The organism is Mesorhizobium sp. P3_A2 (genome assembly GCF_056403115.1).
Map to the genome: position 1 here is coordinate 485547 of NZ_JBFUGC010000003.1, position 12141 is coordinate 497687.

The 12141-nt window shown below is 57.3% G+C and carries 7 protein-coding genes and 1 pseudogene; all 8 read right to left on the bottom strand.

All coding sequences use genetic code 11. The annotated features are described in order from the left end of the window. Positions 1 to 246: 246 nt before the first annotated feature. The gene (locus AC1DXM_RS09895; protein WP_477232864.1) at positions 247 to 1347 is read right to left on the bottom strand and encodes an HNH endonuclease; all 1101 of its coding nucleotides are present in this window, start codon (positions 1345 to 1347) and stop codon (positions 247 to 249) included. Between the two features lie 91 nt (positions 1348 to 1438). Continuing rightward, complete coding sequence (locus tag AC1DXM_RS09900) at positions 1439 to 1975, bottom strand: GIY-YIG nuclease family protein (RefSeq protein WP_477232865.1); 537 nt, start codon at positions 1973 to 1975, stop codon at positions 1439 to 1441. Positions 1976 to 1982: 7 nt separating this feature from the next. Then, a complete protein-coding gene (locus AC1DXM_RS09905; RefSeq protein WP_477232866.1) occupies positions 1983 to 4940 on the bottom strand; it encodes a site-specific DNA-methyltransferase in 2958 nt (985 codons plus the stop codon). 20 nt (positions 4941 to 4960) lie between these two features. Beyond that, a pseudogene (locus tag AC1DXM_RS09910) lies at positions 4961 to 5317 on the bottom strand (hypothetical protein); the annotation flags it as partial. 40 nt (positions 5318 to 5357) lie between these two features. Beyond that, on the bottom strand, positions 5358 to 6359 hold the full coding sequence (locus AC1DXM_RS09915; protein ID WP_477232867.1) for a PGN_0703 family putative restriction endonuclease: 1002 nt from the start codon (positions 6357 to 6359) through the stop codon (positions 5358 to 5360). Next, a complete protein-coding gene (locus tag AC1DXM_RS09920; protein ID WP_477232868.1) occupies positions 6356 to 6784 on the bottom strand; it encodes a hypothetical protein in 429 nt (142 codons plus the stop codon). Before AC1DXM_RS09920 ends, AC1DXM_RS09915 begins: the two co-directional genes overlap by 4 nt. A gap of 7 nt (positions 6785 to 6791) precedes the next feature. Then, entirely contained in the window at positions 6792 to 8699 is a 1908-nt protein-coding gene (locus AC1DXM_RS09925) for a GmrSD restriction endonuclease domain-containing protein (RefSeq protein WP_477232869.1), read from the bottom strand. 38 nt (positions 8700 to 8737) lie between these two features. Further along, a complete protein-coding gene (locus tag AC1DXM_RS09930) occupies positions 8738 to 11776 on the bottom strand; it encodes a BPTD_3080 family restriction endonuclease (RefSeq protein ID WP_477232870.1) in 3039 nt (1012 codons plus the stop codon). Positions 11777 to 12141 lie beyond the last annotated feature (365 nt).

Below are 12141 nucleotides of genomic sequence, written 5' to 3' on the forward strand. Positions count from 1 at the left end.
CATTACACCTCAATAAGTCAAGGTAGCCGAGGGCCATCCTAAATGGAATCGGCCGAAGCGGTCGATTACCTTCACGGCTATTCTGCCCGTGATCGGCGCCGAGAAGGCCGCGACGTGTCGTAACAGAGCGTTTCCCAGGCCTCTTCGTCGATCTCGGCTTTCATTGCTGTCTTCAGTCATTGGCGCGTAGCCGATGGCCGAGCGAAGGCTATCGGCGAGTATGGTAGGCATCTTCAACCTTTGACCTCAACCTGCACGAAAAACATAGTCGCGATGCCATTTTAGATATGTGGCAGTTCCCCTATGCGGCGGTTTCTGCAAACCGTCCGATAGATGCAGGATGTGTCGCTCGTCATCCGAAACTAGGCCCGATATCAGTAAATCGCCCGCCTCGCTAAACGAGATCAAACCTCGGTCGAATAATGCGTCGAGATGCGCAACGAGGGGCAGTCCGTTTCGCGGATCGAGCCTTTCCTTGTTGCTAGAGTCACGCCACGGCTTTAGATGCGAAGCGCGAATGACTTCACCTACACCACAGCCAGTGATGGCGCACTTCCCATCCCAGAAGGCGAGCGTTTCATTTCGGAATCTCCCTTGCCCAAGCCTCGCGTCGATCAACGCAGCTCTCGTCGTTGCAGCGACCGGTCCGGTTTTGTCTAAATCTGCGAGGTCTTCTTGAAGATCGGACTCATCTGTGCACTGCCGTTTTAGCTGCTGAGCCGGCAAATTTCTGGGCAACAGATCAAGGATTCGAAGTGCGGTTTGGCGCGAGATCTTCTGGTAAGATCCGAACATTCTGACCAATGAACTCTTTCCGGAAATTGACTTGGAATCCAGTTGGAGTGGTTCCGCCAGTGCAACGTAGGATTCGCTTGGGCATTTCCAGTTGGGCACCCAGTGGATGTCGCTCTTCCAATGCCGCGTGAACCGGTCTTCATCATCCCGGAACAACTTTCTCACACGCGGGACCGACCAGGCATCCAGACGAAATCGGTCGTCAATTCCGAGCCTCTTCATTATTGAAAGGCGCTGCTTCTTTTGCGTCTCGTCGATAAGAGAGGTGGCATTTCCTGCGACTGCAACAAGAAATTGGTGCCCCGAATGCGCGGCAATCATGAAAACAAAAACGCGGCCATCATGTGCCTCGAGAGGCTGATTCCCAAAGCCCTCCGTGTGGAAGGCTTTCCATCGTTTGCCATCCTCGGTGAACTCTAATTGTTTTGAGTTATTCCACTCCTCGTGCCCATATCCATTTTCTTTGGGATAGCCCGAATGAACTCTTTCTCCACTGGGTTGGAGATAGCCGTTAGAATTCCACACTACCGGTTTCAGCAAATAAAGCGCCATGATTCTCCCCCTAAACCCCAAAACGCCTTTAAAACGTCGTCCCCGCTCACCTTGACTGCGATCCAAGGCAATTCAACAACGAACGGGCAGACTATTCTTCTTCCTCCGAAAAGTCTTCTTCCTCCGGTTTTTGGTTCTGACGATTCAACGGCACTTGTTGGAAGTGCGTAACATCTTTGCCAAAGATGCCACCCTTCAAGTTCTTGATCGGTTCGCCCGCCATGATGAGGATTGCCTCGAGATGATTAAGCACGTTGACGCGATCGGTCCGGATTTCGTCGGGAACGTCGATTAGCCCCCGAATATCAACCACTTTATCCCAATCGACATCGCAGATTCCGAACCATGAAAATCGTGTCCATCGTTCAGAAAGAACGCTATGCGCGTGCTTGCGAAGTCGGGGATAGAGGCGTCGGTCCCCACTCCCGGCCTGACCCACATAGATCAGCCGGAAGGTGTCATCGTAGAGAGCGTAGATGCCTCGCTGTTGGGAGAAATCCACGCGGCCGCCGTTTTTCTTCCGCACGCCGAGCCCCATAAGCCGTCCGTGCCGACGCTGCTTCCAATCTACTTCGTGCTTGCGCCAGAAGAGACCGTAATTCCGGATCAGCCGCCCGCCCTCGTCCATAGCACCCTCACACCCCAAAAACCTTCAGCACCTCGTCGCCGAAGTGGTTGATAACCTTCACGGCGATACGTCCCGTTGAAGGGCGTGGGAAAGGACGCGAAGTGTCAGAATAGAGCGTCGCCCAGGCGTCCTCGTCGATGTCTGCTTTCAGCGCCGTCTTCAGCGACTTATAGGGGTCGTTCGCGCCGAGGAAGTAGGCGTGGCGGACGAAGAAGCTCTCGTCGTTGTAGTCGGTATCAATGAACCAGGCGGCAATCCCCTTGACGTCGTCGGAGCGGATCTCGCCGGTTGACGGGTCGAAGATGTCGACTCCGTTGACCTTCACTTGCAGCTCGCCATCGACAGTCTCGATCAGATCGACATCCGGCTCGCCGAAGACGACAAAGAGGTTGCCCTTGCCGGTATTCTTCAAATCGTCGGCCATATGCAGATCGGGATTCATACGCGCCTTCAGGATTGGAAGCGGGCCAAGCCGGTTGAGGTCGCTTGCCTGGGCTTCGAAGTTGAAGGCACAGGCAATCAGCGCATCGAAGCGGGCGTCAGAGGCTTCGCGCGCGGCGGCGGTGATCTGGCTGCGTGTTAATGTCCCGAATTCTGGACCGATCAAGATCCCCGCACGTTTCTCGCGGTCGTCGCCATCGGTGTATGTGCCTTCCGCCGCCAGCCAGTTGCCTGGCCAGGGCTCAACGGAGTTGAAGCGAATGGTGTCCCGCTTCTCCTGCTGATGGACTCCAGCAGAACGCAGATGCTCGAGCACCATCTGTCCGAAGTCGATCTCCGGCACATTGGCTGGCGCTGGCTGTATGCCGCCCTCGCCTGCCTTAATCTCTCCTGAAAGCGTATCATCGCGCGCGGTGACGACGCGGTGCGGGGACAGGCTTTCCACAGTGAAGGGGCCGGCGACGCGCACCTTCGACTTGTCATCATAAGGGCGATCGTAGAGTCTTTCGACATCAGCTGCCTTTGCGATCGAGGCATCGATCTCCTCTTGTCGCTCGATGCGGCCTTCCCACCAGCCCTTGTGCAGTTCGCGCACCCGGACGCTGGTAAGTCCGACTTTGGCAGCGCCTTCCTTGCTGTCTAGCCATAGGTCGAGCTTACGCGGGATTTGCCATTCCTCGAATTCCGTCTGCAGCCTCTCGTTCATTTCCTGCCGAAGCGGCTCCAGCTCCGCCTGCCACTTGTCCCAGATCACGTCAATCTCCGCATTATTGGCGATTGACTTGAGTGTGATGTGTGGCGCGCGCTCGTAGACGAACCCCTGCCGAATGTCGCCGGAGGTCGGTGCCTGCGTCTGGATTTTGCCGGACACCTTCTGCTCTTGCGAGCGGCCTGCCGCACTGTCTGCAAGAAGATAGTAGGGATAACGAGCCGTCATCAGCCGGGTGCGGGCCAGTGCCAGCGCTACGCGGCTTGTATCGATTGTGATCCAGCGCCGTCCCCATTGCTCGGCGACTGTTGCCGTTGTGCCGGAGCCACAGGTCGGATCAAGCACGAGGTCACCCGGATCGGTGGCCATCAGAATGCACCGCTCAACTATTTTGGCGATGGTCTGAACGACGTAGACCTTGTCATCACCAAATCCGGATGCGCCTGTATCTGTCCAAATATTGTTGATTGGGAAGACCCTAAAGTCGTCGATGAACCGAACATAGGTCAGCGTATTGCCCACCAGGACAAGGCGTTGAGCCTTAGCCAGCCGCGGCATACCGACTTCACCCGTTTTCCAGTATCCTCTCGAAGGACGGATCGATCTGCCGTCTATCTGGACCGGAAAGCTTCCTGGCGGTCGTTGGCTCGTCATATTATCGAGCCTAAAAACTCGGCATCCATCTGCAACTTCGGATGAAGCTACTTCAATTTTGTTCAGACTCCTTCGGCTACCGTCAGCTTCTTGGACGCGGGTATACTGCCCGCTTCCTTGGCCTCCAATCTGCTTTAAATTATAAACCGGTCGGAACTTTAATTTCGGCGCGCTCTTGGCAAACCATAAGATGTAGTCCGCTACGCCGGGGAGGTAGTCAGAAGTGGCACTTGCAGTTTTCACTACGGCGATCTGTGCAACTTCATTCTCCTCGCCAAACACCTCATCCATGACTGCTCTTACACGATGCACATTCTCGTCGCCGATCTGGACAAAGATCGAGCCACTTTCCGAAAGCAGCTCGCGCGCGACCATGAGGCGGTCGCGCAGATAGGTGAGGTAGGAATGGATCCCGTCCTTCCAGGTGTCGCGGAAGGCTTTTACTTGTTCCGGCTCGCGGGAGATGTCCTCCCTCTTGCCGTCCTTTACATCGCGCGATTGGGTCGAAACCTGCCAGTTTGAATTGAATTTGATCCCGTAGGGGGGGTCAAAATAGATGCACTGCACCTTGCCGCGCATCGCCTCGCGCTCTGTAAGGCTGGCCATCACCTGAAGGCTGTCGCCGAGTATGAAACGGTTTGTCCAGTGTTGGGCGTGCTGGTAGAACTCAGCCCGTGCCTCCGGATCCGTGATGCCGTTGAAATCGGCAAAGAGGTCCGGTGCGTCGGTCTCGGCCTCACGGCGCACATTCGACCGGCGCTTGAGATCGTCGATGATTGCCTTGGGGTGCACCTTCTCCTGCACGTAAATAGGTGGCGCATTGACCACAAGGTCGGACCAGTCCTGCCGGTCCTTACCGCGCCAAACGAGCTGTGCGTCACCAAGCTCGAGCTCGCCCGTCTCGGCAAGCTGTCGCATCTGATCCTTCGTGATACGAATGCGCGCGCCGTTCCAGACTATCTGCGGGTCCAGGTCGGGATCGCGGGCTCGCTCCTCCCCACTCGCGATCGGCCTAGGCCGTGCGATCGTCATCTCGCGTTCGGCCCCGCCTAGGATTTCCGCCTGCTGCTCGAACAGTGACGCCATCTCGGCTGTCGGCACATTGATGCGCCGCGCGGCGTCATGGGTGAGAGCATCGATCTCGCGTGGGGCTTTGGCCATCGGGCAATCCAAACTAGCTGTCAGAGAAACTTCTTTATGAGAAAATGATAGACGGCCACGATTTCGTCGTCGCGCTCCCGTTCCATCCCTTTGACAGTGAAATTCGACACCTTTCCAACTGTCGTGCCACTTCCCTTGGACGACCCAGTCCTCACGATGCCGTCCTTGACGTTCCCGATCGCGGAACCGGAACCCGGTGACGATCCGTTTCGTATCACGCCGTCCTTCACATTGCCGAGTGCGGTCCCAGACCCAGGTGACGACCCGTTGCGTATGACACCACCTTTGAGGTTGCCTAGGGCTCTGCCGGAACCGATCGATGAGCCATCCCGGACAACGCCGTCCTTATAGTTTGTCATTTTCTCACCCTTTAGACGCTTTTCGCCGCGCGCCTATCGCCTATATCGGCTCCCGCATTCACGCCGAGGCCATTTCGTCTCGCGATGGGACCACAGCAGCAGCCAGGAAGGCGTAACGATCGCGAAGGTATTTTGCCCAGCCGTCGTCGTCCGGTGCATCGGCGATCAGAGGCGAAAACAGCGACTCGGTCGAGCGACTGATGAAGTCCTCGTGATCGTTGAGCAACGAGAGGTAAACCTTGAAGGCGTTGTCGCCGAGCGGGCGAAGTGCAGCCGAAGTGACACGGGGTAGCCGACGGTTTCCAGCGGGTGCGATGTGAAGCACACGGACCCGGCGAGCGTCGTCCTCCCGTGCGGCCTCCATCCGAGACGCCAGCATTTGCTGTCGGAAAAGCTGATAGAACGGCTCCCAGAACAGGTCGGTGAGCTTGATGCCAGCATCGCCTCGGACTGGGCCGAATGGCGCGAATGCAATCCCTTGATAGCGGCGAAGACGCTCCGCTTCGCGCTTCGGTTCGGGCGGAGCGCCATAAGATTCGGTGTATTTCCACTCCACGAGCAAGGTTTGGATCCGGCCAGCCTGACGGAAGTGCAGAACGGCATCGGCGCTGGTTACATTGGCGCCCCGCTTCGGCGAACCGGTTCGCGGCCATTCGTTAAGGTAATCCTTGCGGCCGATCCATTCGAAGCCGACAAACCAGGGTCTGCCTTCCGGACCATCCTCGACCTTCAGCATTTCCGGAAGGTCACCCCCAATGACGGACTGAACCAATTTGGCCAGAGTGTCCGGACGCGTTGCCAGGGGCATCAGGAAATTCAGGCAGCAGGCCTGCGAGGAGAGGCCGTGGGCGGCATGCTGGTGCCAGGCGATCGCGTTGTCGGAGAAATAGCGGGCGGCAAGATCGCGGATTTCGGGATTGAGGTTCGAAAGCTTGCAATCAGGCGGGAGTCGGTAGTCACAGCCGTCAAATCCGCACTCATCGGGCAAAGTCGCGCGGAAGAACGTCGACTGGCTCGCGCGCTCCTGTTCAACGAATGTCGGCTCGCGTAAGGCGATCATGTCGCAGCCCCGCCCAGTATCTCTCGCAGGGATTTCTCATACAGCTGTGATGTTTCCCACAAGAAATCGGCAGCAGCATCCCAATTGCCTTGGTCGTTCATGTCGAGGTCAAGTCGCTTCGAGAAGAACCTGTCGCTCTCGCCAGGGCTTGTCAAAGGCGTGCCAAGCGCTGGGATCAACTCTTCCTGCCAGCGCGTTAGACGCTCGCGCAACTTTGAAGTCTTGCCTTTCCCTAAAGTCCGAATGAACACGCGGACGAAGTCGATGCCAGTTGTGATGCTGACACAGCAGTCCAGGTCAGGAAGTTCGTGCCAACGGGCGCCCACAGGCTGAGCCTTCCCATGCAACATTTCACCCTTGTGGCGGCCGAACATATGAAGCCAGAAGCGCTTGATCACGTCGGTCTTGAGATCGTTGTAGACCATCGTCTGCTCACTCCGCCGCCATCGTCATCTCGGCCTCGGCGTCATCATTATCGCGGTCTTCTTCCGTGCCTTCCTCCAAGACGTCGCCGCGATAGGATTGCTTGCCCATCGCCTTCTCTATAAGTGCCAGAAGTCGTCTTTGTCGGTCGGCCATGAACGTTTCGAAGGCATCGGCGCGCAGCAAGGCAGGATCGATCAAATGCGAAATAAGATACTGGTCTAGGTTTGCACCCGTGATGGCAGGCGTCGTGGGATTGCCACGTTCGAGATGGGCAAGGTAGGTAGAAGGCGCGTCGCCCCCGATGATGCGGTTTGTTCGGTAGGAAAGCGGCGTCTTGTTGATGATAGAATCAAAGATATCTTTGGCGATGTTCTTTGCTTTGCACCAAGCCTGCGGAAAGATGTGGTGGATGTCTACATCCTCGCCAAAAAACACCGTGTGATCGAAGGCTTGACCCGTCCGAAAATCCTCGGCGCCTTCCCTCATGAGAAGCGCGTTGACGCCCTTGTAGGCGGCAGAGAGACGTGTGCGCATTGACTTCAACCGGTCCGCGCGGAAGATCGTCTCGCTTACTGTAGAGGGCTCGGAGCCCCCTCTTAGCCAGGCGGGAACCTCCATAAAATCGCGCGCGATTCGTGTATCCACGGCTGAGCCGTAGAGCTCGCCAAACACGCCGTTCCAATACCAACGGATGAGCTTGGCACGGATGGCCTCGTGTTCCCAGGCGTCCCCGATGTCCGCCAGGATGGCTGCCAGAGGAATGATTTGCGATTGGTAGGGGAGATCGTAGATACGGTAGATGTGCAGCATGTGCAGGAACTTGGCAGCCCTGATAAATCCGCTTTCAACCTGAGCCTCGAATTTCTTGTAGGCATCTAGCGGAAGGCCAAGCAGTGCCTGTCGGTTGCCCGTGACGGGCGGCAACTCATTGCCTTGTCTCCCGGCTTCCTCCGCCGTGACGCGCCGCGCTCGCGTGTGAAAGAGTGAAACCGCCTGCAAGAAATCGGTGTTGGCAACATTGGCCAGAATGCCGGTCTCTTCACCGGGTGCCCTCAGAGTTTCCGAAAATCGCCTGCGGCGACCCTTCGTAGTCTCATCGCCATACCAATCCTTGCGTAGCTCGTGACCTCGAGCGGCATACATGGCCGTGACGAGCTCGAAGGCGTCCAGTGGCTTTCCGCCTGTGTTCACTTTCTCAAAGACGACGCAGACGGCCTCCTTTGACGTTTCCTTGGCCAACGCGATGACTGGCACCTGGTAGCGCGTGAAATTCTGAAGAACGTCGTTCTTGAACTTCCGGAAGAGCTGACGCTTCTCCTTGTGCTGATCTCCCGACCAATGATTGTCGAACCCGTCTTGCCAATTATCCCAGTCGAAGACGCTAGTGACGGGATATTTCAGCTCGGCGAATTCCCGCTCTGGCGAAGACAGATCCAACTTGATGGTCCTGGCAAAATCCTCGCGTAGCACCCGGTCCTCGGGAACGCCGATGATCGCGTCTTCGCGATCCATGGCGTCGTCAAGGGCCTTCTCAATATCAATGTAGAACCAGCGCTTGACCCGCTTCTTCTTGGTCGTCACCGTCTCGACAACCGAGTTTCGGATCGTGACCTGATAGAGGGATGTCAGCCGCTGCTGCCCATCCAGGAGCAGTGATGACGGTCGGGCATCCTTTGCCGTGGCAGGCGCCCCTTCGATCGGGCGCGGCTTGAATTCGACTTCGCCGCCAGTGTCCAGCGTCATCAGCGCGCCAACGGGATAGGCCCTCGAAATAGATGCAATCAGGCTTTTGATGCGATCCTCGTCCCAGACCCAGCTGCGCTGAAAGTCTGGCAACTGGAGCGAGCCTTTCTGGCAGCTCTGAAGAATCTCGCGAAGATCGTATGGATTGGTCTTGAAACTAGTTCCGGTCATTGCCCGCCCTTTATTGCCTACACGTTCTCAGTCTGCATTTATTGGGCCGGTTCGGCCACCTTCGCAAAATTCTGAACCAGCTTCTCCCACTCGATCTCGAGCGCAAAAGCATCGCGGAACTCCGCAAATGCCCACCGGCCAAAGTTCCTGAGGTTGTTTACGCCCGGAACCCAAAAAGCGCGCATCGTCTCGGCTTTGATCTGAGCGTTCAAATCCTTGAAACCCTTGATCTCAATGACGAGTTGGAGCGGATCGTCCGGTCCGTTCCCGTCATCCAGGAGCACGATGAAGTCCGGCAAATATTTGCGGTTGGTCGAACCGTCGCGGTAGGGCACTTCGAAACCGAGGGCCTGGTTCTTCACGTAAGCCAAGGTCGAGGGGTGGCCCTCGACGACACGGGCGAACTCACCTTCCCAGTCGGAGTCGCAAACCACGTAGTTGACATGGGACTTATCGGCCGCGGTCGTCCAAAGATTTGTCTTCGTAGTGATGAACGAAACGTGGCTCGTATTGCCATACGGATTATAGGGGTCGAGCATGGCCTTTACGACGGGCTCGCCGCCGGCGCCGGCTTCGTGCACAATGGCCTTGTAGATCAATCCGGCAGCGATATCCGCGAGTTCAGCGTAGGTGAGCATGCCGGCTTTGGTCCCGCCTTTCATCACTAGACAGTCCCTGATCCACCGGCGCGTGATAGGCTGTATCTGATTGTAGAGATGGTAAGGCGGCGGCTGGTCAGGGTCACGGAAATAGCGTTCGACAAGCTTCTTCGTGAGGTGCACCGCGACGGTGTTCGGCCTCATATCGTCAAGCGCATCGGGAGAGATGTCATGGCCTTCTCCGACAAGGCCCTCAAGCCGGGCCGTGCAGGGGCCGACGAGCTCGGGCGTGAGCTCAAGCTTCGAATCCGCGGTGAATGTTGCGCTGATGCGATCATCCGGCAGATCGATTCGGTAACCGGCGACGCGAGGGAAGCGGATCGAGAGGCGCTCTCGCTCCCGAACCGCGAAGACGCGCGTAACCGGCTTTGGCGGCTTTCTCACCACGTCCTGCGGCTCGGTGGCGAAATCGAAGGGGATGCCGAGAATGTCGGCATATTCGGTGTCGAACAGCCCGGTCTCCGGATTGATCTCATAGCTCTGTCGCCGCAAACCACGACCAATCACCTGCTCGCACAGAAGCTGGGTGCCGAAGGCGCGCACGCCGAGGATATGGGTGACGGTGTTGGCGTCCCAGCCCTCGGTCAGCATCGAGACGGAGACCACGCACCGTATGCGTTCGCCGAGCCGGCCCTTCCGCCCAACGGTGTTCATCACCTCACGCAGCAAATCCGCGTCGGAGATGTTTGACGCCTCTGCAGCTCCTTCTCGAGCAGCTTTTTCCTGCCGGAACAACTCGATTTCGGCAGCCGCAATCTTGCGGAAATTCTCGTCGAGCGCCTCGCCGGAATCGACCTGCTGACTGTCGATCAGCAGCGTATTCATGCGCGGGAGCTGATTGCCATATTGGTCGAAATTGCTGAAGAGCTTCAGATGGCCGCGATGGATGTTCTGGCGCTGGCTCTCGACATCCCGATCCCATCCAGAAATCCATTCGTAGACGAGATTGGAACTCGCCGTGTTGTTGCAAACGACGATGAAGACTGGCGGCACGCCAATGGCCGCCCGCTCCCAGGTCTCATATTCTTTCTCGTAGTGGCTGTAGAGAGCGTAGAGCGCCGTCTGCAGCTTGGCAGGCAGTTGCAGCGGATCGAGTTCTCCCGCCTTTCCCTTGCCCTTCTTCGGCATGTCCTTGCCGATGTAATCCCACAGGTTGCGGAAAACGGGTGTCTCGGCATTCACGGCGTTGTCGGAAACGGGAACGCGAGGCAACTTGACGATACCGCATTCGATGGCGTCAACGAGCGAGAAGTCCGACACGACCCAGGGGAACAGTGTCCCCTCCTCATAGCCGGAGCCACGCAGGAAGAAAGGCGTCGCCGAAAGGTCATAGACGGCGCGAACCCCGACCTTTCGCTTCAGAGTTTCGATCCCGGATATCCAGAGCCGAGCCGCCTGGTTATTCTTTTCTGCCTCTTCCTTCTCCTCACCCTTGAGTGCCAGTTCCTCTTCAGTCGGAGGGCGTTCGCGGTAGCAGTGGTGCGCTTCGTCGTTGATCACGACTACGTTCTTCAACGAAAGCAACTCGCCGCATGCGCGCTGCAGCATCTCGCCTTCAGTCTCCTTCGTGACGAGTTCCTCGTTGCGCCAGCCTGACAACACCGCTCGCCCAGTCTTGTTGGTGTCCAGCTTCTCGCGCCGTTGGAAGGCGTGATAGTTGGTGATGACGATCTTGGCCTTGCCGAGATCAATCATCAGCTCAGGCGGAACGAGCTCCCGGGTCTGGTAATAGTTCTCGCCGTCGGCTGGATTGAGGACGCGCAGGCGGTCCTTGATGGTGATCCCTGGAGCAATAAGCAGAAACCCCTTCGAGAACAGCGACGAGTTCGGCTGCCGGGAAGCGTTGATTGCTTGCCAGGCAATCAACATCGCCATAACTGTTGTCTTGCCGGCGCCGGTGGCGAGCTTCAACGAGAGCCGAAATATCTCGGGGTTCGCGCCTGCATTCGCTTCTTCGAGGTGGCGGAAGATGTGCGCATATTGGCGTCGGCCGCGCGCGACTTCTGTGAGCCAGATCGCCGCCTCGACGGCCTCGACCTGGCAGAAGAACGGTCTCGCGCCCTCAAAATCATGATGGCGCCAATGCTGCAAGAGGCGTTGGGTCGTAGGCGTCACGCCCCAGTCGTTCGGGTTCGGCAGCGAACGCCAGATTTCCAGGTGTCCTCGGATTTCGTTGATGATCGGGGTGGGGTTGTAGGCCTGGCCATCGGCTGCTCGATCGAAACCGAAATCCTGCTGTTCTCGATCGCCCTTCTTGACTTTCCGAGCCCTTGGAACCGGCGTGACGTATTTCGACCTCCGCCGTCCCTCGATAGGAGGGTGCTCGAGCGGCTGCCCGTCCTCGCTCAACGCATGATGACGCGTCGGCGCCAGATACGGCGAATTGAGAATCGGATTCTGGTAGAACGGTTTCGTCATGGCCCCCCGCCAAACGATTGTTCGCGGCGGCGACATTGAACCGGAAATGGTCTGCGGATCAACCCAGTAGAGGGCTGAAACTATGTTTCACACAATTCTCAAGCGCTGTTCACCTCTCAAGAAAAAGACCGAACCCATTTCTTATCGATTTCATCACACGGCTATCGCTTCCGCAGTCGACCTCATGGACACCCATTCGATATCGGCGTCGACTAAAGCTTGATAGAGACTGCGTCCATCGAAGGGGCCTCTCGAGGCATCATTGGATTTAAGTTCTGATAAACCCAGCGCAACAGATGAACGCCGCATTGCTGCACACGCATGGCTATTGCCTTCAAATAAAAGGGCGGGTGTTGTCCCGCCCT